Genomic DNA, 23,505 nt, shown 5'->3' with positions numbered 1-23,505 from the left:
AATATGAAAATGAAATGGATCGCTTTGGCTGCGGTTTCTTTTTTGGGTCTTTCTGCACAAGCGGGAAGTAATCTTGAAGGTGAGTGGAGAAGCGAAGACGGTAAAGCCGTTGTTCGTTTGGTTGAGTTCAATGGTAAACTAACATTGAATACGCGCAGTTATTATTCGAACGGTGCTCCGTCTGATTACTTCTTTGAGTTCCGCGTTCCCACAGATCGCGATGTGCGTGCAGGAGAAATCTTGCAGGGTCGTTTGCGCAGCATTGATGGTTATTATGGCTGCGTTTTTGACGAAGAAGCTCAAGCGCAACTTGCTGAAGATGGAAAATTGAAATTGCATTATCCTCTTTTGACGTTCCACCGCGAAACTCGTTCCGTGCGCCAAGGTATTGGTGTGGGCTATCGTCGCGTGATTGATTGGAATGGTTGGGGATGGGTTGAGACGATTTATTCTTTCCCTATCGAACGCTGGCGTACAATTTCTTCTGAGTGTGTGGTCGATGCAAAAAATTGGTCCACGGGAGTTTTAGTTCGCGGTGGTTTAGAGATCCCAGTTCCGCCTCGTCCAAACTAAGGAGTTTCCTTTATGAAAAAAATCGCCATTGTAACCGGAGCAAATCGTGGATTGGGTCTTGCGACAAGCGAGGCTTTAGCACAAAGAGGCTACAAAGTTATCATGGCGATGCGCAACCCGGATAAAGCGCAAAAGCAGGTCAATGCTTTAAAGATGAAAGATCTGGATGTGGTTGCGATGAAGCTGGATCAGTCTTCAGAAAAAAGCATCACGGATTTCGTAAATCAAATTCGTCAAGAGTATGGTTTTGTCGATGTGTTGGTGAATAACGCCGGAATTTTGATCGACAGCGAGGACGGTGGAAACTCTTCCGTCTTTAAAACGAAAGCTTCGACGGTTTTAAAAACTTTTACGACAAACACGCTGGGGCCTTTCTTATTAACGCAAAAGATTTTTCCTTTGATGAAACAAGAAGGTTACGGTCGTATCGTGAATGTCTCTAGTGGCATGGCGCAGTTGTCTCAAGCCCAAGTGGCGTCGGCTTCTTACCGTCTCTCCAAAACAGCATTGAATATGGTCACAAATCTTTTTGCCTCTGAAGTCGGTGATGCTGACATCTGCGTGAATTCCGTTTCTCCGGGTTGGGTGCGCACTGATATGGGTGGTCCCAATGCGGATCGTTCCGTAGAGCAAGGGATCAAAGGGATATTGTGGGCAGCGACTTTACCAAAAGGTGGCCCCAATGGTGGGTTCTTCCGCGACGGTGAACCTCTAACTTGGTAATGTTCTCTTCAAAAGTCCAAGAGCAAATCTAATCTTTGATAAATTTTGATTAAAACTTATTATTAAGGTCTGCGTAGTAGAAGGATTCCTCTATGTCTGACCTTGAAAACAAAAAAGTTTTTCTTATTGCCTCAAGCACTCCCAAAGAGATTGAAGCTTTGGAAAATCTCATCAAAAACCATTTTCAAAACGCCACCATTTTTACGGCGACAGATGGTATAGAAGCGCTTTTTAAGAGTGAAAACGTGACTCCTCACGTGGTTTTTCTGGATACGAATTTGCAAAAGTTAAGCGCATTTGATCTGACAGAAAAGATTCTTCATCGCAAGGAACGTATTGCTGTTATTCTTTCGACAGAACCTTTCGAGCCTGAACGCTTCGTGGATCAAGTCGTGACAGGCCAAGTGCAGTTTTTAGAGAGGCCTTTAAAAGAAGGGGCGCTCGTTAAGGCCTTCACCAGAGCATTGAATTGGATTTCGTACGTTGAAAACTCTCACTATCATTTACGTTTCTTAGCAGCGAATGAGGTTTTGATTCGTCAGGGTGACAAAGGTGATTTCATTTATTTAGTGAAGTCAGGAAAACTCAAAGCTTATCGTGAAGAACAGGGACAAGAAGTTCTTTTGGGCCATATTCAGGCCGGTGAATTTGTCGGAGAAATGTCCTATATCAACGGCGAAGCCAGGTCGGCTTTCGTTATGAGTGTCACCGATTGCGAACTGATCGAAATTCCCAGCAGCTATTTTGATGTCGTACTATTTTCAAAACCCGCATGGTCGAAAGCTTTGGTAAAAACACTTTCACAGCGTTTGAAAAACTCCAACGAAGAAAAGACCGTCAAAGTAGAATAAAAGGTACCAGTTACCTTTTTCCCTGCTTACTCAGTTCTATTTAAGGTGACTTGGCCCACCATTTTGTATTGGCCTAGTTTTTCTTTTTCGTAGTAGTTACCAACCCAAGCCGCACCTCGATTGTCACGAGGATAAATCTGGATGTATCCATCATCACCGTACACATTGACGATCACAGCCTTGCTGCCTGCAGGACTTGAGAAATTTCCGGAAAGCATTGATTTGCTGCTGCCAGTGCGCGTGCGACTAAATGTTTTGCCGTTTCTTTTGTCGGTTAATGTGATGAAAGTGTCGTCTTTGGAGTTTTTATTGTAGGGAATTTCCCATTCAATAAACCAGTCACTCTTGTGAGTCTTGCGATCAAAAAAAGTAATCTCACCTTGGAAGTGACCGCTGACGGCTTGCGCTTCTTGATTGCTGATGGCCCCAGAACCTTTAATGGCGTCAAAGAAATCCGGAATCTCAAGCTTGCGTGCTTCTTCAAGAGCTTCCGCCTCATCACGAGCTTGGCGTACTTTGTATTCACTGCGAGTCCAACTTGCCTTAGAGGTGGGAGTCGGTGTTGGTTGCGGAGTTTCTTGCGACATCATTTGTGGTGTCGGCTCAGTCGCCGGAACAGGAGTTACTGTGGGAGTAGCAATAGAACAAGCGGCATCTAAAAGTGCTGGATTGGTCGGTTTGTATCCAAGCTTTAAACCGAGATCAGCCAAGAAAACAGTGACGATTTTTCCCAAGATCTCATCGGCTTTTTTATAACGATCTTCCAAGGATTTTAAATTTTGATATTCTTCAAAATCCTGGCGAGTCAGCTCCACTAGATTTTCTTTAATTTTTTCTTCGATTTGTTCGGCATTTTGTGCGGCAGGAACGGAACGTTGCCCAGCTTTATAGGAGACAAAACTAACCGTGAGTAAAACTACAAGACTTAAGATCCACTTTGTCATAGGAAAAAGGTACCAGGTACCTTTTTCCCATGGAAGTCTTTTTCGAAGGACTATTTTTCTTTTTCAAATTCTTTAACGACATCGTCAGTGAGATCGACGGCAGGATTTGCATACAAAATATCAGGAGTGCCTTGGAAGACGATGGAAAACCCCTTGTCCTTGGAAACTTTGGCGATCACTCGCTGCAATTTCTCCATCACGGGTTTTGTCAGATCGTCATTCTTTTTTTGGATATCCGCCTGACTTTGTCCAAGGTCTTCGCGGAATTTCAGCATTTCATTCTGAATTTCCGTCTGCTTTTCCTTTAGTGCTGCTGCTGAAAGAACGGATTTTTTCTTATCCAAATCTTCGCGAAGTTTTTTGATTTGAGCTTCCTTTTGATCCAGTTCTTTTTTCTTTTTGTTAAACTGAACTTCCAGTTCTGCTTTCGCCTTTTTCCCAGCAGAAGTCGCTTGAACCGCCTTGGGAATATCAACAAAACCCACTTGAGACTCAGCGCCTGCATAGGCAGCAGCCAATAATACGACGGTCATAAAGACAAATATTCTTAGCATGGGAAGCCTCCTCGGCCTTTATTATTCAATCTCAATATCACCGCTTGTGGTAGACACTTTAACGTTGTAATTCCCGTTTTTGTTGCTGCCGTGAGCGTTTTTAATATCACCAGAAACAGATTTTAAAGCAAATTGCGTTTTATCGTTTTTAACGAGTTTCATTTTGACGTCGCCGGAAACAGAAGTCAGGTCAATGTCCGCGGGAAGCGAATTTGCAAAAGCCAAGTTGCCGCTCACGGATTTGCCTTCAATTTTCTTAATGGATGCGCCTTCGGCATTCAGATTTCCGGATACAGATTTCATCTCTATTTTGTTAGCAGAGACTTGATTTAAAGCGATGTCGCCAGAAACAGTTTTAAGTTCCAACTCGTCCACATTTAAATTTTCCACTGTCACATTTCCACTGACAGTAACGACGTCAAGCTCCTGAGCAAATGAAGCAGGAACCTCGATATGCACGTCGAGTTTTTTAACGACGTCTCCTTCAGGTTCACTGATCTTGAGTTCATTTCCTGTGGTTTCTGCTTCAAGAAGGCGGGGAGCTCGGCTCTTATCTATATCTCCGGTTGCGGTGATTTTTATTTCACTTCCGCTGGATTTTTTGATGGAGACATTTCCGGTAAACAACTTGATCTTCATTTTTTCTGCGGGAGGGGCGAAGTTCCAAGTGTCTTGCGTGTTAACCATTTCTGAATCGCTGTGAAATCTTTTTGAAACTCCACCCACTCGAATTGAAACATTCATTTTATCTTCAAGCTTAGAAACCAGGTGAGGATCCGTTTCAAAGGCTTTTCCTCCGGCGTAGGTCGCGAGACTTAAAAAGGCCACGGTCCATACAGAGAACGCGATGAAAAATTTCGTAAAGAGATTCATTGTATACTCCTACTTTTGTAAAACGAATTTAAGATTCCACTGAAGGTAATTGATCAAGGCCATGATGATGTACTTGGTGATAAGGAACATCACCATGCAACCCAAAGCGGCCATGCCAAAAAGCCCCATGCTGGAAGAAATGCCTGCCACCCACGCCCACGCATTGGCGGAAAGGGTGCCGAGCGTGGGTAGCAGCGAGAGAAGGGCTAAGCTTACAGCGCCAATAGCCAATGCCACTGCCCAACCGGATGCAAGGAGGGACAGCACAACAACTCCCGGAATAAATAAAACAATAAAATTAAACGGCGCGATCACCAAAAGGCGACCGATCACATTGAAAGCCAAACTCCATTGAAATCCTTTTTCAGGATTTTTGATTTCGCTGATAAGGCTTTCTGTTTTATGAGCCTTTGCGATGGTCGGAGGAAATCCCAAGCTTTCAGAAATTTCTTCTTCGGTTTTTCTTTTGCTCAAACCGTGATTGAAATGTTCTTCATAGTCAGAAAGAATGTCCTGCACATTTGGAACCTGATGACGTTCAAGTTCTTCCTGCAGTGTTTTTAAGAACTCTTGTTTATTCATGTGATTTCCCTGCCAATAAGCGTTTCGATTTGATTATTAAATTCCATCCATTGCTTGAACTGATCTTTTTGAAACTCTTTTCCCAGTTTCGTAATTCGATAGTATTTGCGGGGAGGGCCTTCCGAAGATTCTTGCAAATAGGTCTCGAAATATTTTTCTTCCGTCAAACGACGAAGAATCGGGTAAAGAGTGCCCTCAGAAATTTCCAAAATTTTAGAAATTTCTTCGACCAGCTCGTAGCCGTAGTAGTCCTTGCGCCCAATCATCGTGAGCACACACAGTTCTAGGACTCCTTTTTTAAATTGCGCATTCATACCGTTGAACCTTTCGGTACTAAATTATGCTAGGTACTGTGTAATGTAAAGTACCAAGTGATGTACAGTAGAAGAATTGCAAAACCGCACCTAAGTAATTGAAATTCTAGATAAATTATATTCCTGCGGCGCGGTTTCGAGGTCGACCAACGTCGAGTTCCTCTTCTTTCCTTTGTCGAGTCACACATACCTGGAGTGAAATTGACAAAGGCACTTTCTAAAAGTTTCGAGGGGGAACGTTTATGAAGCTAATGAATCATCTTTTGATGGTCGGTCTTATTTGTTTGTCGGCAACATCTTTTGCAAAACCAAGCGGCGATTTTCACACAAAAATCGTAGGCGGCGTAGAAGCCACTCCGGGTGAATTTCCGTTCATCGTGTCTTTGCATGGTTCCTACGGCGGTCACTTCTGTGGAGCCTCACTTATTAAGAAGAACTGGGTTTTGACAGCAGCTCACTGTGCAAAAGGTTCGACAATTAAAAATGTCGTGATTGGTTTGCACGATCAAAGAAATGCTTCTAAGGCAGAAACGATCCGTCCTAAGCGCGTGATCGTTCATCCACAATACGATGACAACAGCGCGGACTTCGATTTCGCATTGATTGAGCTTTCAAAAGATTCTCAGTACGAACCTATTGAAATCAACACGACTGAAATCGCAATCCCTGATTCTGGCGATCAGATCATGGCGACAGTGGCGGGTTGGGGAGTGACGAATGAAAACTCTTACTCATTGCCAAGCCGTTTGCAAAAAGTAGATGTGCCGTTGATTTCTCACGATTCGTGCAATCAAAGTTATAAGAACACAATCACAGACCGCATGCTTTGTGCTGGCTACGCACAAGGTGGCAAAGACTCTTGCCAAGGTGACAGCGGTGGACCGCTTGTTGCAAAAACAGTCAACGGTCAGAATCTTTTGATCGGCGTTGTAAGCTGGGGTAACGGCTGCGCTCGCGCAGGCCAACCAGGCGTTTACGCAAAAGTAAACGAAGCCACAACTTGGATTGAGCAAACAGCTCGCTAATGAAATAAAAAGTTAGAAAAGAAAAAGGGGAAAGGACTTAAAGCCTTTCCCCTTTTTCTTTTTCAATATACAAAAAATCGCTCTAGAGCGATCAGATCTATACTTAAAACAGTTATTAGTTTATCGTGTCATTTGATGTTTTTTCTTCAATCAAATATCAATTTGCATTCTAATTTTAATTGGCCGGTCTGATCGCTGCCTTTGGCGAGGCAGCGATAAACGGCGACGGACAAAAAGACATTATGCTAGGAGAAATTTATGAAATATCTCGCGATCATTCTATTCAATTGCATAGCGCTCTCGAGTTGGGCCGATACTTGTCCATACTCACATAACAGTTTTGATATTGAAGTAACTAGCAAGGCTCAAAATATTGATGATGGGTACAGTTACGAATACTCAGTATCGAATTCTAAAGACAGTGTAATACCTGTTAGGAATTTTTTTCTTAAGCCTAACGAAAAAAGCACACCACGATCGCCTGTAGGGTGGAAGGAACCGCACTTTTTTTCCCGCAGTACTTTCTTTGGTTGGAGTCCCAAAGGTTTATCGAAAGGCATCAAGCCGGGGGAATCAGTTTCAGGATTTTCTCTTACTTCTAAGGGCAGACCTGGAATCGTGAAGGCGTCATTTTTGGGAAGCAACTCTATCACTGGCGTTATTTATACAAAGATTAACCGAGGCAAAGATACGGCATGTCCGGGATTTTGGGATTATGGAAGTCGTGGCGTTGAGGACTCTCGCGCTTCAGTGATGGTGCTTGGGCCAATTCCAAGTAATCAAGTAAGTCCTACAGCATTGTACCGCTTAAAAGCCGATCAAGCTTGGACGGGTTCTTTAGAGACTTCGCATGATGCACTTCAAGCAATTGATCCAATGGCAAAAGGAAAGATTGATGTTCTTTTGCTTGAAGACAATGACATTAAGATTGAAGACATTCGGATTGATAGCATCAAGTTTGGGCGCGGAAATGCGCAACCAGAATCTTCAAAAATCGTTGATATAACTATGGCGTCTCCGAAGTATTCAGGCAAAGCACTTCAGCTTACTTTTGCTCTAGAAAAGGTTCAGGTGCTTTGTGATTTAGATCGCGCTCTTTTCTTAGGAGGGGAAGCCTCGAAAGGTCGTCACGTTTATACAGGTGTTCAGATTAAACCTACGTTCTGTGACGTAAAAAATTGGGCGCCGGAAGTTCCAAATATCTTAAAAGTACGAGCGCAGTCTCCGAATGAATAAAAAAAAGAGGGGCATCAGCCCCTCTTTTTAACTAACTTAAATAAAATGGATGTCAGTAAATTTCGTGAGCCAACGGTCGGCGAGGCGCACGGAAGTAAGTTCTTGGCGAAAGATCCAAAAGATCTGCCAATTTTTCCATATACACACAAGCGTAGCGGTCTAATTGATAAGCGAAATAACTTTCTTCATTACCGGCTCTCATCAACTGACCCCAGTTGCCGTTGTACATCGACTGTTGCTTTTTAATAAGCTGACTGATTTGCGCATCAATCTCTGAAATTGATTTTTGCAGAGTTTCGATTTGTGACTCATTAATATCCGCTGCTTTTTCAATTTTGCGGGTCATGATCTCAGTCAGTTCGTCTTCAAGAGGCTCTTTCTTTTTCATCAAGACTTCGATTTCCTGATTGATAGGCTCAGCCTTTTTGTTGTTGTCCACCTCGATGTCGAGTTCTTCGATCACCATCGCGGTTCTCCAGTTACAATCCTTTTTCAAGCGCAGGATGTCGCCGTAGATATGGTCGCCGATGTACAGGATGTCGTCCCCAGCCAAATCAAGATCGTTCGTGAATTTCTTTGCGTTTCCGCCTTGATAGATCCCCGGAGTCAGCTTGCCTTCCATATTCGTCATCGTGCCATCGGCAGGATTCACGCGAAGATATTTTTGATTTTCATAGAAGAACTTAGGCTTAGAAGCAAAAGTGATCACGATCTCAAACAGATCTTGCCAAGATTTGTGCTCTTTCAAGAAAGGTTGAATCGCGTAATCCAAAAGCAATTTCGTGTAGTGGAAATCAGAGTTCGTTAACACGAAAATCTTTTTCCCATGACGACGGAACTTTTCAAGACCTGCCACCAATTGTGGATCTTTGATGATGTAATGATCCAAATTCTTTTTAACGACTTCTTTCAGTGAGCCATCGCGGTGAGCTTCATCCAAAGCATCCAAGACGTCATCCGCAATTTGCGAATACTCAGGATACTTGTTCGCAAGATCCGTATCTTTCAATTCAACGATTTGCGCGATCAAGTTCGCCAAAGAAATCGAGAAAGACGTATCGACAGCCAAATAATCTGAGTTACTCAAATCAATGTAAGTCGACTTGTATAGCTTCTGATGGCTTTTGAAATCCAATGGTTTTAAACCATGGTAGCTCGCACGAATCGCCGTGTAGCGATTGAGTTTCAAAAGATTTCCCATCTTACGGTCGATCACAAGTCCGCGGATCGCATAGTTATAATCAAAAGTGAGCTTGCGCAAAGCTTCAGGATAACCGCGCTTGATCAACTTTTCGATCATTGTCGTGTGAGAAAGGCGTTCAAAGTTTTCACTGTTATAACGAACCAAAGTGTGGTCCATGTCGACGCCGATGTAGCGAATCTTTTTTAGATTCAACGTTCTATTTACAAATACTTTTCCAGGCATAGTTCTCTTATCTTTCAACCGGAAGCTGAAGGTCATTCCATAGCAGCATTCCGCCTTGCATATTATAAACGTGAGTCAGTCCATTCATCATCGCATAAGCCGTTGCTTTGGCAGAGCGACCGCCGCTACGGCAGATGAAGACGACCGTTTGGTCTTTGGGAAGTTTAGAAAGGTGATCGGGAAGAGTGTCCAGCACGATAAGTTCAGATCCAGGCACGTGACCCAACTCACCGACGTATTCTTCCGGTTGACGAACATCGATCATTTTTACGTTCGTCATCATTTTTTGCAGCTCCACGGGAGCAATGTCGTAGACTCCCTCATAATGAGGGTTTTCAGTTTTTGATTCGAAGTTTACTAACTTCACTGTCACAGATTCCTCCTGCGTCACAGCCAAGAGACTAACCATAACATTTGCAGGCATTGACAGCAAGGAAATGCGCGCCAGGCGCAGGAGGTGCAATTGCGAAGCAATGGAGCTGGACTTATGCCGCCCAGGCCCAAGATTTGAGGGACGCTTGAATAGGAGCGTCCCTCGGAAGGAAATTACCAAATGTGGACGCGTTCGCTCTCAGGCAAGGTCATTTTGTCGCCTTCTTTGCACTGGAATGTTTCAGAGAAAGCGGCTTGATGTTTCACCTGCTCATTGATGCGAGCCCAACCAGCGGCATGCGGATCGGTTTTTCTCATCAGCTTATCGAAATCCGGGCGAGTCACGGAACACCATAGTCTGCCGTAAGCCACGAAGAATTTTTTCTTATCTTCTATGCTGCCTTTACCTTGCGGGAAAGCCGCATTGTAAGCGAACGTGAGGCCTACAAGATCCGCCACGTTTTCACCCAAAGTCAGTTTTCCGTCGTGATCCGCCTTCGCGAATTGATCGATCATTTTTTGACCGCGCAGATTGAACTCCATGATGTCTTTTGTCGTCATCCATTGTTTCAAGCGACCTTGAGAGTCGTATTTAGAGCCGCTGTCATCAATACTGTGGCCCAATTCATGACCGATCACCGCACCAACAGCACCTAGGTTTTCAATCACGGATCCGTCTTTGTCATAGAATGGATATTGCAAAATTCCGATAGGCAAAACGAATTTGTTTTCGTTGCTGCTGTAGTACGCATTCACAGTCAACGGTCCCATACCCCAAGAATCTTGGTTGGCAGGTTCGCGGACTTCTTTCATCGTCTTTTCCCAGCGAGCTTCGTTGTACTTCATCACGTTTTGCACATAATTGTTTTTCGAGTACGTACGAAGAGGCATGAAATCCCACTCTTTGTCTGTATGAGGTTTCACGAGTTGCAAGCGAGCTGTTTTGATTTTTGCAATCGCTTCTTTTTTGCCTTCTTTAGAAAGCCATGTGTTTGCACTCAAGCCATCCAAGATGCTTTGACGGATGCGAGAAGCCACTTCATTGATTTTTGTTTCGTCAAAGTTCGGAAACACCTTATCAACCAAAGCAGCATCAAGTTCCTTCATAAAATGATCTGTAGCGACGTTCGTGCAGCGCTCTTGACGATCCGGACGTTTTTGCGGGCCACCAAAGAATTTCTTTTCAAAGTTAAATCCTGTTTTGAAAAACTTTTGGTAAGCGTCGTCCATCTGATCTTGCAACGCTTTGTACAGATAAATATCTTTCCAAACCTCCAACGGACGAGTCGTGATTTGCGCATTCACGAAATCAAAAGCCTCTGGAATTGGAGTGTTGATAACAAGTTCCGGCGGAACTTTCTCAAAGATCAAACCCAGTTGAAGATTTGGATATTTCTTTACTAGGTCTGCTTGCGTGCTCACTCGCTTTTCGCTCCAACGTTGGTGGCGAACTGCCGTCACAGGATATGTTTTAATAAACTCTTTTTCTAAAGCAATCACGCTTTGCGCTTTGGTTTTTGCTTCGGATTTTTTAATATGCGGATAAATATTTCGGAAGAATACAGTCAGAAGATTTTCATACTCTTTCAGCAATTCCGGTTGTTCATAATATTTGTGATCTGGAAGAAGCATGAAATTCGCATAAAGCATGGAATCCATTTTCTTTGGATCATCCAAGTTCGGAGACGCCCAAAGCGAAACCATATTGCCCAAGCCCCTTGGCATATTGGCGTGAGAGTAGCGGATCAACTCTTCAGGAGTTTTAATTTTCTCAACTTCCTGAGTGATTTTTGTGACGACGGCTTTTTCGTCTTTCGCTCTTTCCGGAGCATTCATGCAAGAAAGATACATGCCGCGAATTTGTTCCGTGCGCGGATCTAAATCTTTTTTTAGAGGAAGTTCTTTCATGAATTTCTTTTTCACTTCTAAAAGACGCTCGCGAGAGTCGCTGAACGCAAACAAGTGAATGCTGCGGTCGTCGCGCAACTTGAACGCCGCTTCAGCTTTTGAACAAACGTATTTGTGAAAGTCATCACAAGGGTTCACGTCCGTATTAAGAGGGAATTCTCTTTTTTCTGGAATCGCAGAAGAAGGAACAACAGGCTTTGCCGTTTTCGCTTGAGCGGAAAGCGCCAAACTGGAGATCAAAAGTAGTTTAAGCATGGTGGTGTGTTTTCCATTATGTTGGTTAATCGTTTTAAGATGGTAATCCTGCTCTAATTCATTTTAAAGGCCTTTGAGACTATGATCGAGGGCGTTAAGGGTCTAGAAAAGTTGTCATCGGTATTCTTCCAGGATAATCGAACAGAAGGGGGATTTTTTATGAAACGTTTTGTTTTGCTTTTGTTGGCAACGATGGCTTTGGCCGCTTGTAAAACTGTTAAAATTGAAAACGGTGAAGTTCCTGATGAGTATCTTTCTCGCGCTAAAAAATTAGAAGGCGTGTACTCAGGATCTTTTGAAGGCCGCCGTGGCCAATTGACGATCACATTCCAAGGCAATAAGCCTGTTTTACTTTATAAAGATGCTCGCGGCGACAGCTTGGTGATGCCAGAGTGCCGGTCTTCTATGAATGACCTTAAATGGGTTTACGTGACTCGCAAAGGTGCTGTTGAATCGGCTGGTTTCTATTTTGATCCGGGCGTTTGCATGATCGATGGACGTGAGGTTGTCTTGTCTTTCGCTGATGATTACAACACGATCCGTGTGAGTCTTTTAGACCGCCGTGTTTACGACCGTCGCTGTCGTTGGGAAGTAACAGACCCACGTCGTGGCCCGCAAGAAATCTGCGAAATCGTTCAGCGCGATATGACTTTGAACGGTAAATTTTCTCGCTAATCGTTGAGGCTATCTGCTTCAATTTCATTTGTAGGGACGATCATGAAATGGCATGATCGTTCCATTCATGACACGAACTCCGATTGATCTTTCTCCTGAACAAGCTGACGCCCTGGAACTTCTTCGTTCCGGCGAAAATGTTTTCCTGACTGGCGGAGCCGGTAGCGGGAAGAGTTTTCTTATCCGTCATTTTATGAAGGAACTTGATCCCAAAGAAATGCCGATCCTTGCAAGCACAGGAGCGGCGGCCGTTCTTTTGGGCGGAAGAACTTTTCATAGTTTCTTCGGTTTAGGAATTATGGAGGGCGGACCTGATGCGACTTATCAGCGTGCGAGCAAAGACACGCGTTTGATGTCGCGCCTTCGTAAAGTCGAAGGCGTTATCATCGATGAGATTTCGATGATCCCTGGCCAAGCGCTCATGATCGCCGAAGCTTTAGCGCAAAGAGCGCGCGAATCCAAACTTCCTTGGGGCGGCATGCGTATTATTTCTGTGGGGGATTTTGCGCAACTTCCTCCGGTAACACAAACCGGACAGCGTGACTGGTGTTTTTTGAATATGGTTTGGAATCAAAGCGGGTTTCAAACATCGATGCTTTCCCACAATCAAAGAGTTTCTGATAATTTATTCCTCGATGTTTTAAGCGACGTTCGTCACGGACTTTCCAGTGAGAGAGTGCGCGATTTTTTAAATGAGCACATCCAAGAACACGATGAGGATCATCCAGGGACGCGTCTTTTCGGACGTAAAATGTACGCTGAAAAGTTCAACGAGAAAAAACTCAACGAGCTTAACGAAGAAGAAGTTACGATTGATTCGATTTACTTTGGTTCTGAAAAACATGTTGAGCTGTTAATGAAAACAGCTCCGGTGCCTGTGAAGTTGATTTTAAAACTGGGCTGCCGAGTGATGTTCTTGCAAAACGATCCGCAGAAGCGTTGGGTGAACGGAACGCGCGGTGTGATCACGGATATTGCCACTGATAAAATCATCGTGAAAAAAGACAACGGCCGTGAGGTGCAAGTCGATAAAGCTTCTTTTGCTCTGCAAGACGCTGAAGGCAATGTCATGGCGTCTGTTATTCAATTCCCTTTGACATTGGCTTATGCAACCACGATTCATAAAAGTCAGGGAGCCACATTGGATGATTTGTGGTGCGATCTGAGTTCTTTGTGGGAACCAGGGCACGCGTATGTAGCGTTAAGTCGCTTGCGTTCGTCAGAAGGTTTGCACTTGATCGGTTGGAGTCCTCGTTCCATTATTGTAGATCCAAAGGTATTGGATTTTTACAAACGAATGGAAAGATAAAGTGCTGCTGAAAATAATCTCTTTTCTTCTGCTCCTCGGTTCTTCTGCGAGCGCTGTGAATTACACGGGTCCCGTGGGTCATCGCGAAGCTTTTTTGGCAAACTCCGGTGGAGCGATGATTGATTCTCCCGGAAATGTTTTGCTGAATCCGGCAGGTTTGGGATTTCGCCAAAACAAAGAAACCGCCTTGAGTGTCAGTGGAAACGCTGTTGCTCGTCAGGAGTTTAATGTTTCTCAATATTCTGTTGATCCAGAAGAGATGACAGTCCGTCCGCTTCTAGCGGCAAGCGTTTTTCCAACTCAGTATGGAACAATGGCCGTGTTTCTGGCAAATCCAACGGCTTTTAGAATTTATGGTGGATCTGAATACACGACTTCAGGTGTAGCTGTAAAAACATTGTTGCGTGTTGATTATCAGGAACTCGCGACAGGAGTCACTTTTGCAAACACGGTAAATTCAGATCTTGCTTGGGGCGTTTCTGCGGGTGTTTCGATGGAGACGCAGAAAAGTTACGGATATACGCGAGCTTTTCAAACAGGAGTCACTGCAGCGACGTCATTTAATTTAACGGAACAAAAAACGATTTCTTTGTTTGTGACTCCGGGGCTTCTTTATAAAGCGGCAGACTTCTGGCACATTGGTCTTTCGATGAAAACCTTAGCGGATATTTCTTCAACGGCGAATACTCAACGATTTGCCACAAGCTCCAGTTCTCCAACAACAGTGGAAGAAACGGATAGGTCCTTTGATCCCAACGGAACAAATCCTTTTGCGTATCGGTTAGGACAAGAGTTTATTTTTTCTCCCGCGAATTCTTTGTACTTTGATATTGTCTATGTCAGTGCGACTTCCGCTTACAACTCCAACAACGAAAAATATTTAAACGATGAAGTTTGGGAAGGCTCTTTGGGATATCGTCACAGCCTTTCCGGCTCATACGAATTGTTAACCGGATACGCTTACACGCAATCTCAGAGTGCGGATTTCAATATGATTTCAGCAGGTCTTTCGATGAATCGCCGAAACAACGAATTCATTGTGGGGGGTTATTATCTTTCAAACACTCCAAAAGATGCAGCTTCGAGCGGTTACAATTCTTACGGAATTTTATTTTCGTCGAACGTTGAATACTAGTAGATCCACATCAGATCTTTAAGCAGTCCAATCAAAATAATGGTGAGCAGAGTCTGAATAGCCAGAGCAATATAGAACCACGCTGGTGTTTTTTCTGTGCTCTGTTTGGACATTCTACCCTCTGATTTAGGAATCGGAGTTTATAAACAAATATGAAGTTAATTCTATTATTATTGCCCACCTTTAATTTGCAATCGCCCATACAGGTCAGAGCAGGACCAGTTTTGCCGTCATAAGCTCTTGATATTCCTTAGTTTATTCATGCTTGAATAACGCCCAAAATGGGGCTACTGTCAGTCTGTTTTGATTAAAATAACCTCAGTGATTACTCTGACTTAGGGGGAACCATGGCTCAGATTACAGAGAAAAATCCAATTGGACTTAATGGAGTTGATTTCATCGAATACTCCGGTCCCGATGCTCATTATTTCGAACAAGTTTTTAAGCGTTATGCGTTTAAAGAAGTGGGACAAGTTCATGGCAAAAATATCAGATTGTATCGTCAAGGCGATATCAACTACATCTTGAACTGCGAACCACAAACTTTCGCGACCGACTTTGCAAAACTTCACGGCAATTGCATTTGCGCAACGGGTTTCCGTGTTGTGGATGCGCAACACGCTTTCAAAGAAGCTGTTGCTCGCGGTGCTCGTCCTTATGAAGGCAACGATCATCAAAAAGGCGCAACGCCATTCCCGGCTGTCTACGGTATCGGCGACTCTTTGATTTACTTCATGGACGATAAGAACCAAGACAAGCTTTACAACGAAATCTTCCAAGTAAAACCGGAAGACAAAGCTCCAGAGGGAGTTGGTTTTAAAGTGATCGACCATTTCACGAACAACGTTCCAAAAGGCGAGATGGATAAGTGGTACGAGTTCTATGTCAAAATCTTCAACTTCTATGAAGCGCACTATTTCGATATTCGTGGTTCAAAAACAGGTCTTCTTTCTAGAGCAATGCGTTCGCCTTGCGGAAAATTCTCTGTGCCTATCAACGAACCGACAGAATCTAAATCACAAATTCAAGAGTACCTGGATGAATATAAAGGTTCTGGCATTCAACACGTGGCTTTGTTGACGAACGACATTCTTTCAACACTTGAGAAGTTAAAAAACAGCGACATTCAATTCCTCACTCCGCCACCTCATTCGTATTATGAGATGTTGTCGAACCGCGTGCCGAACGTAACTGAAGATTTGGGTCGCCTTGAAAAGAATGCGATTCTTGTCGATGGTGATAAGCACGGTTACTTGTTGCAAATCTTTACGAAGAACACTTTCGGCCCGATTTTCTACGAAGTGATTCAACGTAAAGGTCACGACGGTTTTGGTGACGGAAACTTCCAAGCTCTTTTTGATGCGATTGAACGCGATCAAAAAGAACGCGGTTACTTAACATAGTAAGGGTGCATGGAATCCATTAAGCACATTCCACTTCCAGAGCGCGGAACAAAACTCACTGAAGAGCAAGCAATGAAACTTGCTATCAGTGAGGCTTACAAAGGGGCGACGCGAGTCAGCCCCAATCCTTTAGTCGGCTCTGTTGTTTTGGATGCGCAAGGTGGATTTTTGGCTTGTGGGCACCATGAATTTTATGGCGGCCCTCATGCCGAAGTGAATGCTCTTAAAAATCTTTCTTCTGCTGAACTAAAAGACGCCCATGTTTTTGTGACGCTCGAACCTTGCGCTCACGAGGGAAAAACTCCTTCGTGTGCAAAGATGATGGCGAAGTTGCCTCTTAAGAAAGTCACATTCGGCTTGATTGATCCAAATCCTTTGGTGGCAGGTCAAGGAGCCGACATTCTTCGCAATGCTGGAATTGACGCCGAAGTCTTTTCGAGTGCTGATCCCAAGGAAGATCGTGAAATCAAAACTCTGCTTGAAGAAGTCTGTGAAGCGTTCCTGTGGAATTTCCGTGAGAAAAAAGTTTTTGTCGCTTTAAAAATGGCATCCAGTCTCGACGGCCAAGTGGCTTTACGCTCTGGTGAAAGTCAGTGGATCACGGGACCTGAATCGCGCGAATACGTTCATTATCTGCGTGCTTGTTACGACGCGATCTTAGTTGGAAAAGGCACAATTGATTTTGATAATCCTTCACTCAACGTGCGCCATCCCGAAATAAATAAAAAAAACAAAGTGGTTGTGATTGATGGCGAGGCGGAGCTTCTGCATCGTTTTACAGATTTAAAACTTGCGCAAATTCACGCCGCTTCAGACGTCTTCTGGTGTGTAGCGGAGGATATGAAAGAGAACGTCGAAAAGACTTTAAAAACTCTTTCAATAGCGCCACAGATTATTTACGTAAAAACCAACGTCGGTGGAGATCTGAATCTTGAAGATCTTTTGGCTCAACTTCATCTCAAGGGACTTCGTTCCGTGATGGTTGAGGGCGGTGCTTTTACGGCGAGTTCGTTTATCGATCAGGGACTAGTGAACCGCATCTACATGTTCCAAGCTCCGATCATTATGGGCTCGGGTGGGTCTCGTTCATGGACTGAAACCGTGCGAGTGCCGACAATGAAAGATAAGATTCATGTGAAGAATCCTCGATATTTGACATTCGGGAGTGACTTCATGATCACAGGAACTTTTTAAGGAGGCCTTGATGACTTCCTCTTCTTCCGCAACTGCAAATTATAGATGGACTCGCGCGAGCGACGGGGCTTTGGCCGGGGTTTGTAAGGGTCTAGCTGATGCTTTGGGTATCGAAACTTGGATATTGCGCGTCATTTGGTTGATTGCAGTCCTCTGGTTCGGCACTGGAGTCGTGTTTTATTTGATCCTGGCAGTTTGCTTGCCCCGCGTCGATAGACTGGACCAAGCTCTAGATAGAAAGCTTCTTGGCGTCTGTGCTAGAATAGCTAAAAGGTATCGCATCGAAGTGGGCCTAGTAAGAACAGGCTTTGTCCTGTTAGCCCTAATAACTTTCGGTGTTGCGATCCTGGGTTACGGCCTCTGTTATTTCTTAGTTCCTAAGGCCGACGAACCCGCAAGTCGCTCGAAGAGCGCAGGAGTATTTTAATATTTATGGGTGATGACAGTAGTAGGTCGATCATAAAAGCCCTCAAAAATGAATGGTCTCTTTTCTTGGAAGCCTTCCAAGGTGATAAAGAAGAAGATGCCTTTGAAACTGGAAAACTCGAAGTTCTAAGCCTTGATGAAATCCGTGAGATGACAAAGGCGCTGGTCGAGGACCGCAAGAAGATCAATCAAAAATTAGAGTCTCTTTCAAAAGAGATCGATTTGAATTCCGCAAAGCTTGAAAGTCTCCGTTTGGTCGGGGGCGAAGAAGATATCACGCTGAAACGCATTCATGAACTTAACGACTTAGGACAGACCATGGCTCAGACGTTGTCGCGCCTGGATCACCGCCTTCGTGAAATTCGTGAACAAGAAAACAAAATTCAAGAGGCTTTGATCTCTTCGTAATGATGTCCTTTCTTTTTCTTCCCTTGTTGGCGTCCGCGGATCTTGCTTTGAGCGGCAAGGTCCTAAGCCTGCAAAAGAATTCTTTAAAGAATTCTTTTTTAGTTCGCTTTGATACTGTTTCGGAAACTTTGGAAGTGGACCGCGGGCCTTTGTATTACTGCTTAAAGAACAAATTGAGCTCCCAAGAAAACGTTGTGTTTTCATTCGATCCGAAGACTTTAAAAATCCGCGCTTGCGGGAATCTTCTTTAAAAGTCGCATTAAGATCAGAAAAATTAGAACTACGAATTGAGTTTCCCTAGCGATAGTGTTGTGATCACTGACATGAAGTGGTCTCGCGTTTGTTCGATTTTTTTCTTAGTGGTTCTTGTCGTGTTGTGGGAGGTTTTGTCCCGCCTGCAGGTTTATCGCGAAGACTTCTTTCCTTATTTAAAGACATTCATTGAAGCAACGACACACGAAATTTCAAGTGGCCGCCTTTTGGTTGATTTGATGGCGTCCCTTTATCGTTGGGTTTGTGGATTTTTACTTTCGGCTCTAGTGGGAATTCCCGTGGGCCTTTTGTTGGGCCGTAGTGAATCTTTTCGTCAGTTTATTTCTCCTTACTTAAATTTTTTCCGCAGTCTTTCTCCGCTAGCGTGGATTCCTTTTGCCGTGATTTGGTTTGGAATTGGCGATATGCCAGTGATCTTTTTGATTTTCTTAGGCTGTGTCTTCCCATTGTTGTTTGCAACGATGAACGCTGTCTTTCATGTGCCAAAAGTTTACGATCAATTGGCCCGTGATTATCATTTTAGTGGTGCGGAGTATTTCTTTGAAATTCTTTTTCCTGCTGTTCTGCCGCAGATCGTATCTTCTTTGCGTTTAGTTTCAGGCCTTGCGTGGATTGTTCTGGTTCCCGCCGAAATGCTTGCAGGCAAAGAAGGCGTAGGCTTCGCCATTTCCGATGCAAGAAACGGCATGCGCACGGATCTGTTAGTTTTAAATATGATCGTCATCGCGGTCATAGCTCACTTCATTGACTACGGTCTGCAAAGACTCAATCGCAAATCCCACGTGAGATGGAGTTATGAGCAGTAAAATTCTTCTTGATCTAAAAAACATCAGTTTTTCTTATCCTCAGCATACTGTTCTGCAAGACATCAGTTTTCAAGTTGCAGAAGGGGAGACGTTAAGCCTTATTGGTCCTAGTGGTTGTGGTAAAACGACCTTGCTTCATTTAATTGCTGGAGATTATGCTCCTTCTGGCGGGACTATTCAAAAACAAGGACTCTGGCGAAGAGTGCATCAAAGTAATGCTTTATTTCCTTGGCTCACAGTTGAAGAAAATATTCGGTTGGGTCTTCGTGGAATTGATTCTTCACGCAGCCTCGATTTTGAAAAATTAGTAAATCTTTTAGACTTAAAACGTGTTTTAAATTTTTATCCACGCCAGCTTTCAGGCGGTTTAAGACAGAGATCCGAAATTGCGCGCGCGTTGATCGGTCGTCCTGATGGTTTGCTTTTAGATGAACCTTTTTCGTCATTGGATTATTTAATCCGCCGTGAAACTCGTGAGTACATGTCGGAGCTTTTAAAAGAATTTCCGATTGCTGTGGTTTTGGTTACTCACGATATTCCCGAGGCCCTTTCTTTAACTCAGAAAATTTATATTATGAATGGACGTCCTGCGACTTTCCAAAAATCTTATGAAAGTCATCAGAGCAAAGAAAATCTGGTGGAACAAATTTGGCAGGATTTAAAATTTGAATCGGAACAGGTGGTAGAAATTGAAAAATAAAAAGTGGATTGTTTCAATTGTCTTGGCTGTGATTGTTTTAGGTGGCCTTGGGGTGATGAGAAATCATTTTAAGAAAAAATCTGAAACGGCAAAAAAAGTTTTAGATGTCGGTTTTCTTCCGGTAACTTGCCACCTCACTTGTCCCGTGACGGACTTTGCGACAAGCCGCAATCCTGATTATCGTTTTGTGTCCCAGCGCTTTACAGATTTTCCGACAATGGCAGAAGCTTTTAAAGCGGGCCGCCTAAAGGCTGCGTTCTTTATTGCACCCATGGCAATGAAGCTTCGCGAGCAAGGTGTAAAAGCCAAGATCGTTTATCTTGGGCACCGTGATGGCTCCACAGTGATGGTGAAAAAAGAGTCACCGATTCACAATTTGCGTGATTTGGAAGGAAAAAAGTTTGCGATCCCAAGCCGTTACAGCAATCAATACTTGGTGATTCGTAAATTAATGAAAGACCAAGGAGTCTCGCCAGAAAAAATTCAGTTCGTTGAAATTCCTCCACCAGAAATGCCGGCAGCTTTGGCGAATTCAAGCATTGATGCTTACTTTATCGGAGAGCCTCATGCGGCTAAATCAGAATTGAATGGAGTGGGACGAGTTTTGTATCACGCCAAAGACATTTGGCCTAAGTTCATTTCTTGTGTCCTCATCGTGAGCGAAGATTTAATGGCAAGCGACCCTGATATTGTAAAGGAACTTGTCGCAGGCATTGCTGAAAGCGGAGAATGGGCAGAAACCCACCGTGAAAAAGCGGCAGCTGTCGCAGCTCCTTACTATCGCCAAGACGAAAAACTTCTTCGCTATGTTCTAACAACTCCAAAAGATCGCGTGAGCTACCGTATGCTGACTCCTGAAGATGCCGACATCAAAGTCATTCACGACATGGCTATCGAAGCCGGACTTCTCGTAAAACCCATCGAACTTTCTCAATTGGTCGATCGCAGTTTTATTCCCAAAGAAATTAAATCCAAAGAGTTGTAAGAAGAAAAGGTCCTTGTGGACCCTTTTTCTAATCTCTTTTTTGGAAGGCCTTCCATTCGCGGAGTTTGCGGATGCTTTGTTGCAGAACGGTTTCTAGAACCACCAATTCTTTTTTTGTTGGTGTGTTTTGCAAAAGCATTCGGCGTAGAACCGTGTAGACGTTGATCTTTCTTTGGCGAGTCAGATCAAAACCCATTTCTTCAAGCCAAGTTTTTAAGGTCTGATCTGGATCAATGCCTTTGATTCCTTGAGGGGCACGACGAAGTTTTCCGCCGTCAAGTTTTGTACGCTCGCCGCCCCATTTTTTGCGAAGAGAGAACATTCCCAGAAGCGTGGCTTGTGCAAGATTTAAACTCCAGTTTTCACCAAACGTTGGAAGGCACGCGCAGAAATTCGCATGCTCTAAGTCTTCGGCAGACAATCCCCAATCTTCAGGACCGAAAACCAAATGGACGACGACGGGAATATCACTCTGTGTTTGAAATTGGGGAGCATGATCGGCGATATCGGTAAGAACATCGTCAATGTCACGCACTTGGCGACCTTTTCCATCACGAGCCGTAAAACAAATCTTAATACTTTCAGGTTCTTTTTCTAAGAATTCATCCCACGAAGCATATGTCGTGCGGTTTTGCAGACCCGTTTGACCTGTGGCCGCCGTTTGCTGGGCTTCATAAGTGATTTCACAAGCCGGAGCTACGAGCACGAGTTTATCAATTCCCATGTTGCTCATCGCGCGCGAAGTCGCTCCGATATTTCTTTCGTAAATAGTGCGCACTAGAACAATGCGCACTTCAAAGGGACGTTTCATTAAAGGGCTCCCGCCAGCGTAAGGCCGTCGTGAATAAGGCCTTTTGTTTTTTCGTCTTTTCCTGAAAGGCTTGCTAAATCCAATTCCAACTGTTTTTTTAAAGGAGATTGGGGTGCTCTTGCATTGACGATTTCAAGAGCTTCCATAAATAACAGCCAATCATTCGGGAAATGCATGCGATGAGCAGAAACCACTTTTTCCAAAGCTGTTGTTAGCTCCTTGCCGGCGATTTTATTTTCACGAATTTTACGGACAGTGCCGTAATGGTCGTGACGAGTTAATTCAGCGCCTGAATACTTGGGAATCGGAACGCGCTTAGCAACAAAGTCTGAAGTTTCACCATAAGCTTCACGGTCCGCAGGACCACCAAAAACAGACGTTACGGAAGAACCAATCGCAATATCGAACGTCCCCCATTCAGGAGCAAACAAAACGCGACCTTTAAATTCTGCTTTCGCGTCAGAAAGCGTGATGAACACAGTTTTTCCGTCTTTAGTTAAACGACTTTGTACGGTTCCAGTAACGACAACACCGGAAGTGTATTCAAGACGAGTGTTCTTTCCTGGCTCTACATGAAGAGCTGCCCATTCATTTTCTGTGAAAGTCGAAGGACATTTTTCAGGATGAACTTTTAAATAACCAACCGGAGTTCCAAATCCGTGAGAGTGATATTTCTTATCATGACCTGATAATTCGTGATCAGCATAAGCAAGCTGTGACGGACCTTGCAAACGCAAGTAAGCAAGTTTTCCGCCGTCATCCGTGATCGCTTCAACGATTTGGCCCGAGATTTGAATTCCTGAATTAAGTTCTGCCGTATTCACAGACTGAGCTTGAATAGCTTTTTCTAAACCTTTAAGTCCGCCCAAGCGGAAGGCCATCTGCGACGCCATTTCTTCAAGAACTTGAGAAAGGTTTTTGAAATCAGAAGCAACAAACAATTGAGGTTGTGGCTCGGTGATATCGTAGCCTGTCTTAATACAGTCGACCGTGAGAGGAATTTTTTTAACTTTATCGCTGAGACACCATTTGGATTCGCCAACACTGGAAAGCAAACCAGCGCCAAAGATTTTTGGATTATCAAGTTTACCGATAAGGCCATATTCCGCCGTCCACCAGTTCATACGAGATAATTCAGAGGCTTCAGAAATATGGGAAATACTTTTTCCAACTTTTTCTAAAGTTTCTTCGGCGTTTTTAATTTGTTCTGGTGTTGAGCTCGGATTTTCTTTGATGTCGGAAAGTTCACGAATGGCTTCGTACAAATCCAAATCTTCTTTGCTGATGATCGCTTTCTTGGCGATTTGAGCATACTGACGAAGATATTCAGAAAATTCAGGATGAATTAAAATCGGCGCATGTCCTGCAGCCTCGTGAACGATGTCAGGAGCTGGCGTGTACAGGAGATGATCAAGGCTGCGCATATCCGAAGCGATGGGCAAAACACCTAAAGACTGCAACTCCATGAAAGCCGCCGGTGGGATAAATCCGCTGACTGGCAAAGCTCGCCAACCGAAGGCTTGCAGTTTTTTACTAATGTCATCAATGCGCGGAATGCGTTCGATGTCGATGCCTGTTTTTTGTAAACCCTCGACATAACATTCGTGGGCATGCTTTGAAAGAAAAGCTTTGAGTTGGCGCAAGATATAGCGCCATACAGCTTGATCCACGGGAGTGTACTTTTCGTAGTGTTGTTCTACAACGTATTTTCTTAAGTGCGGGGGTAAAAAGTCCGTCTCCATGT

26 protein-coding genes are annotated in these 23,505 nt (G+C 43.9%); 16 read left to right on the top strand and 10 right to left on the bottom strand.

Going from position 1 to position 23,505, the window contains the following annotated elements:
• The first annotated feature begins 3 nt into the window (after positions 1–3).
• The 3 genes from AAAA78_RS16805 (at position 4) to AAAA78_RS16795 (ending at position 2,147) form a co-directional block, all read left to right on the top strand.
• Positions 4–573: a hypothetical protein gene (locus AAAA78_RS16805; protein WP_340593268.1), complete on the top strand. Its 570-nt coding sequence runs from the start codon at positions 4–6 to the stop codon at positions 571–573.
• A gap of 12 nt (positions 574–585) precedes the next feature.
• The gene (locus AAAA78_RS16800; protein ID WP_340593267.1) at positions 586–1,296 is read left to right on the top strand and encodes an SDR family NAD(P)-dependent oxidoreductase; all 711 of its coding nucleotides are present in this window, start codon (positions 586–588) and stop codon (positions 1,294–1,296) included.
• Between the two features lie 92 nt (positions 1,297–1,388).
• On the top strand, positions 1,389–2,147 hold the full coding sequence (locus AAAA78_RS16795; protein ID WP_340593266.1) for a cyclic nucleotide-binding domain-containing protein: 759 nt from the start codon (positions 1,389–1,391) through the stop codon (positions 2,145–2,147).
• 26 nt (positions 2,148–2,173) lie between these two features.
• On the opposite strand, the gene AAAA78_RS16790 is transcribed toward AAAA78_RS16795, so the two are convergent.
• Genes AAAA78_RS16790 through AAAA78_RS16770 form a run of 5 tightly spaced genes read right to left on the bottom strand, consistent with a single transcriptional unit; the run spans position 2,174 to position 5,414 of the window.
• Positions 2,174–3,091 carry a hypothetical protein gene (locus AAAA78_RS16790; protein ID WP_340593264.1) on the bottom strand — a complete coding sequence of 306 codons (918 nt, stop codon included), beginning with the start codon at positions 3,089–3,091 and terminating at the stop codon, positions 2,174–2,176.
• Between the two features lie 50 nt (positions 3,092–3,141).
• A complete protein-coding gene (locus tag AAAA78_RS16785) occupies positions 3,142–3,645 on the bottom strand; it encodes an OmpH family outer membrane protein (protein ID WP_340593263.1) in 504 nt (167 codons plus the stop codon).
• Between the two features lie 21 nt (positions 3,646–3,666).
• Positions 3,667–4,518, bottom strand: coding sequence for a DUF4097 family beta strand repeat-containing protein (locus AAAA78_RS16780; protein WP_340593262.1), 852 nt, complete (start codon positions 4,516–4,518; stop codon positions 3,667–3,669).
• A 9-nt stretch (positions 4,519–4,527) separates the two neighbouring features.
• Positions 4,528–5,100, bottom strand: a complete 573-nt coding sequence (locus AAAA78_RS16775; protein WP_340593260.1) for a DUF1700 domain-containing protein — start codon at positions 5,098–5,100, stop codon at positions 4,528–4,530.
• Positions 5,097–5,414 (bottom strand): PadR family transcriptional regulator, encoded by a 318-nt coding sequence (locus AAAA78_RS16770; RefSeq protein ID WP_367276382.1) that lies wholly within the window; start codon positions 5,412–5,414, stop codon positions 5,097–5,099. Before AAAA78_RS16770 ends, AAAA78_RS16775 begins: the two co-directional genes overlap by 4 nt.
• A 242-nt stretch (positions 5,415–5,656) precedes the next feature.
• On the opposite strand from AAAA78_RS16770, the gene AAAA78_RS16765 reads away from it, so the two are divergent.
• Both AAAA78_RS16765 and AAAA78_RS16760 read left to right on the top strand, forming a co-directional pair.
• Positions 5,657–6,439, top strand: coding sequence for a S1 family serine peptidase (locus tag AAAA78_RS16765; RefSeq protein WP_340593259.1), 783 nt, complete (start codon positions 5,657–5,659; stop codon positions 6,437–6,439).
• Positions 6,440–7,057: 618 nt separating this feature from the next.
• Positions 7,058–7,675, top strand: a complete 618-nt coding sequence (locus tag AAAA78_RS16760) for a hypothetical protein (protein WP_340593257.1) — start codon at positions 7,058–7,060, stop codon at positions 7,673–7,675.
• A gap of 52 nt (positions 7,676–7,727) precedes the next feature.
• On the opposite strand, the gene AAAA78_RS16755 is transcribed toward AAAA78_RS16760, so the two are convergent.
• The 3 genes from AAAA78_RS16755 to AAAA78_RS16745 form a co-directional block, all read right to left on the bottom strand.
• Positions 7,728–9,101 (bottom strand): HAD-IG family 5'-nucleotidase, encoded by a 1,374-nt coding sequence (locus AAAA78_RS16755; RefSeq protein WP_340593256.1) that lies wholly within the window; start codon positions 9,099–9,101, stop codon positions 7,728–7,730.
• 7 nt (positions 9,102–9,108) lie between these two features.
• Positions 9,109–9,474: a rhodanese-like domain-containing protein gene (locus AAAA78_RS16750; RefSeq protein ID WP_340593255.1), complete on the bottom strand. Its 366-nt coding sequence runs from the start codon at positions 9,472–9,474 to the stop codon at positions 9,109–9,111.
• Positions 9,475–9,647: 173 nt separating this feature from the next.
• Complete coding sequence (locus tag AAAA78_RS16745) at positions 9,648–11,636, bottom strand: M13 family metallopeptidase (protein WP_340593253.1); 1,989 nt, start codon at positions 11,634–11,636, stop codon at positions 9,648–9,650.
• A 159-nt stretch (positions 11,637–11,795) separates the two neighbouring features.
• Between AAAA78_RS16745 and AAAA78_RS16740 the strand changes: the two genes are divergently transcribed.
• From AAAA78_RS16740 to AAAA78_RS16690, 11 genes are all read left to right on the top strand, one after another.
• Positions 11,796–12,311 carry a hypothetical protein gene (locus AAAA78_RS16740; RefSeq protein WP_340593252.1) on the top strand — a complete coding sequence of 172 codons (516 nt, stop codon included), beginning with the start codon at positions 11,796–11,798 and terminating at the stop codon, positions 12,309–12,311.
• Positions 12,312–12,363: 52 nt separating this feature from the next.
• Positions 12,364–13,620 carry a DEAD/DEAH box helicase gene (locus AAAA78_RS16735; RefSeq protein WP_340593251.1) on the top strand — a complete coding sequence of 419 codons (1,257 nt, stop codon included), beginning with the start codon at positions 12,364–12,366 and terminating at the stop codon, positions 13,618–13,620.
• A 1-nt stretch (position 13,621) separates the two neighbouring features.
• On the top strand, positions 13,622–14,755 hold the full coding sequence (locus tag AAAA78_RS16730) for a hypothetical protein (RefSeq protein ID WP_340593250.1): 1,134 nt from the start codon (positions 13,622–13,624) through the stop codon (positions 14,753–14,755).
• A gap of 347 nt (positions 14,756–15,102) precedes the next feature.
• The gene (gene hppD, locus AAAA78_RS16725; protein WP_340593249.1) at positions 15,103–16,158 is read left to right on the top strand and encodes a 4-hydroxyphenylpyruvate dioxygenase; all 1,056 of its coding nucleotides are present in this window, start codon (positions 15,103–15,105) and stop codon (positions 16,156–16,158) included.
• A 9-nt stretch (positions 16,159–16,167) separates the two neighbouring features.
• Positions 16,168–17,352, top strand: coding sequence for a bifunctional diaminohydroxyphosphoribosylaminopyrimidine deaminase/5-amino-6-(5-phosphoribosylamino)uracil reductase RibD (ribD, locus tag AAAA78_RS16720; protein ID WP_340593248.1), 1,185 nt, complete (start codon positions 16,168–16,170; stop codon positions 17,350–17,352).
• A 10-nt stretch (positions 17,353–17,362) separates the two neighbouring features.
• Positions 17,363–17,779, top strand: coding sequence for a PspC domain-containing protein (locus tag AAAA78_RS16715; protein ID WP_340593246.1), 417 nt, complete (start codon positions 17,363–17,365; stop codon positions 17,777–17,779).
• Positions 17,780–17,784: 5 nt separating this feature from the next.
• The gene (locus AAAA78_RS16710; RefSeq protein WP_295902595.1) at positions 17,785–18,186 is read left to right on the top strand and encodes a hypothetical protein; all 402 of its coding nucleotides are present in this window, start codon (positions 17,785–17,787) and stop codon (positions 18,184–18,186) included.
• Positions 18,186–18,437, top strand: a complete 252-nt coding sequence (locus tag AAAA78_RS16705) for a hypothetical protein (RefSeq protein WP_340593243.1) — start codon at positions 18,186–18,188, stop codon at positions 18,435–18,437. The genes AAAA78_RS16710 and AAAA78_RS16705 overlap by 1 nt, the downstream gene beginning before the upstream one ends.
• Before the next feature lie 72 nt (positions 18,438–18,509).
• On the top strand, positions 18,510–19,265 hold the full coding sequence (locus tag AAAA78_RS16700; protein ID WP_340593242.1) for an ABC transporter permease: 756 nt from the start codon (positions 18,510–18,512) through the stop codon (positions 19,263–19,265).
• A complete protein-coding gene (locus tag AAAA78_RS16695) occupies positions 19,255–19,965 on the top strand; it encodes an ABC transporter ATP-binding protein (RefSeq protein WP_340593241.1) in 711 nt (236 codons plus the stop codon). The genes AAAA78_RS16700 and AAAA78_RS16695 overlap by 11 nt, the downstream gene beginning before the upstream one ends.
• Entirely contained in the window at positions 19,955–20,950 is a 996-nt protein-coding gene (locus AAAA78_RS16690) for an ABC transporter substrate-binding protein (protein ID WP_340593240.1), read from the top strand. Before AAAA78_RS16695 ends, AAAA78_RS16690 begins: the two co-directional genes overlap by 11 nt.
• 28 nt (positions 20,951–20,978) lie before the next feature.
• Here AAAA78_RS16690 and AAAA78_RS16685 read toward each other — a convergent pair whose 3' ends face one another.
• Both AAAA78_RS16685 and AAAA78_RS16680 read right to left on the bottom strand, forming a co-directional pair.
• On the bottom strand, positions 20,979–21,761 hold the full coding sequence (locus AAAA78_RS16685; protein WP_340593239.1) for an RNA methyltransferase: 783 nt from the start codon (positions 21,759–21,761) through the stop codon (positions 20,979–20,981).
• Complete coding sequence (locus AAAA78_RS16680; protein WP_340593238.1) at positions 21,761–23,503, bottom strand: aromatic amino acid hydroxylase; 1,743 nt, start codon at positions 23,501–23,503, stop codon at positions 21,761–21,763. Before AAAA78_RS16680 ends, AAAA78_RS16685 begins: the two co-directional genes overlap by 1 nt.
• Positions 23,504–23,505: the final 2 nt, after the last annotated feature.

The organism is Bdellovibrio sp. BCCA, assembly GCF_037996825.1.
Classification (GTDB): Bacteria; Bdellovibrionota; Bdellovibrionia; order Bdellovibrionales; family Bdellovibrionaceae; genus Bdellovibrio.
This window is presented reverse-complemented; position numbering and strand designations above follow the sequence as displayed.

What these genes read in the sequence shown, in the direction of transcription:
- AAAA78_RS16765 (WP_340593259.1), top strand. Translation starts at nt 5,657, where the DNA reads ATGAAGCTAATGAATCATCTTTTGATGGTCGGTCTTATTTGTTTGTCG.
- hppD (WP_340593249.1), top strand. Translation starts at nt 15,103, where the DNA reads ATGGCTCAGATTACAGAGAAAAATCCAATTGGACTTAATGGAGTTGAT.
- AAAA78_RS16780 (WP_340593262.1), bottom strand. Translation starts at nt 4,518, where the DNA reads ATGAATCTCTTTACGAAATTTTTCATCGCGTTCTCTGTATGGACCGTG.
- AAAA78_RS16695 (WP_340593241.1), top strand. Translation starts at nt 19,255, where the DNA reads ATGAGCAGTAAAATTCTTCTTGATCTAAAAAACATCAGTTTTTCTTAT.
- AAAA78_RS16685 (WP_340593239.1), bottom strand. Translation starts at nt 21,761, where the DNA reads ATGAAACGTCCCTTTGAAGTGCGCATTGTTCTAGTGCGCACTATTTAC.
- ribD (WP_340593248.1), top strand. Translation starts at nt 16,168, where the DNA reads ATGGAATCCATTAAGCACATTCCACTTCCAGAGCGCGGAACAAAACTC.
- AAAA78_RS16700 (WP_340593242.1), top strand. Translation starts at nt 18,510, where the DNA reads ATGAAGTGGTCTCGCGTTTGTTCGATTTTTTTCTTAGTGGTTCTTGTC.
- AAAA78_RS16755 (WP_340593256.1), bottom strand. Translation starts at nt 9,101, where the DNA reads ATGCCTGGAAAAGTATTTGTAAATAGAACGTTGAATCTAAAAAAGATT.
- AAAA78_RS16740 (WP_340593252.1), top strand. Translation starts at nt 11,796, where the DNA reads ATGAAACGTTTTGTTTTGCTTTTGTTGGCAACGATGGCTTTGGCCGCT.
- AAAA78_RS16735 (WP_340593251.1), top strand. Translation starts at nt 12,364, where the DNA reads ATGATCGTTCCATTCATGACACGAACTCCGATTGATCTTTCTCCTGAA.
- AAAA78_RS16705 (WP_340593243.1), top strand. Translation starts at nt 18,186, where the DNA reads ATGATGTCCTTTCTTTTTCTTCCCTTGTTGGCGTCCGCGGATCTTGCT.
- AAAA78_RS16710 (WP_295902595.1), top strand. Translation starts at nt 17,785, where the DNA reads ATGGGTGATGACAGTAGTAGGTCGATCATAAAAGCCCTCAAAAATGAA.
- AAAA78_RS16795 (WP_340593266.1), top strand. Translation starts at nt 1,389, where the DNA reads ATGTCTGACCTTGAAAACAAAAAAGTTTTTCTTATTGCCTCAAGCACT.
- AAAA78_RS16785 (WP_340593263.1), bottom strand. Translation starts at nt 3,645, where the DNA reads ATGCTAAGAATATTTGTCTTTATGACCGTCGTATTATTGGCTGCTGCC.
- AAAA78_RS16775 (WP_340593260.1), bottom strand. Translation starts at nt 5,100, where the DNA reads ATGAATAAACAAGAGTTCTTAAAAACACTGCAGGAAGAACTTGAACGT.
- AAAA78_RS16770 (WP_367276382.1), bottom strand. Translation starts at nt 5,414, where the DNA reads ATGAATGCGCAATTTAAAAAAGGAGTCCTAGAACTGTGTGTGCTCACG.
- AAAA78_RS16680 (WP_340593238.1), bottom strand. Translation starts at nt 23,503, where the DNA reads ATGGAGACGGACTTTTTACCCCCGCACTTAAGAAAATACGTTGTAGAA.
- AAAA78_RS16805 (WP_340593268.1), top strand. Translation starts at nt 4, where the DNA reads ATGAAAATGAAATGGATCGCTTTGGCTGCGGTTTCTTTTTTGGGTCTT.
- AAAA78_RS16800 (WP_340593267.1), top strand. Translation starts at nt 586, where the DNA reads ATGAAAAAAATCGCCATTGTAACCGGAGCAAATCGTGGATTGGGTCTT.
- AAAA78_RS16715 (WP_340593246.1), top strand. Translation starts at nt 17,363, where the DNA reads ATGACTTCCTCTTCTTCCGCAACTGCAAATTATAGATGGACTCGCGCG.
- AAAA78_RS16790 (WP_340593264.1), bottom strand. Translation starts at nt 3,091, where the DNA reads ATGACAAAGTGGATCTTAAGTCTTGTAGTTTTACTCACGGTTAGTTTT.
- AAAA78_RS16745 (WP_340593253.1), bottom strand. Translation starts at nt 11,636, where the DNA reads ATGCTTAAACTACTTTTGATCTCCAGTTTGGCGCTTTCCGCTCAAGCG.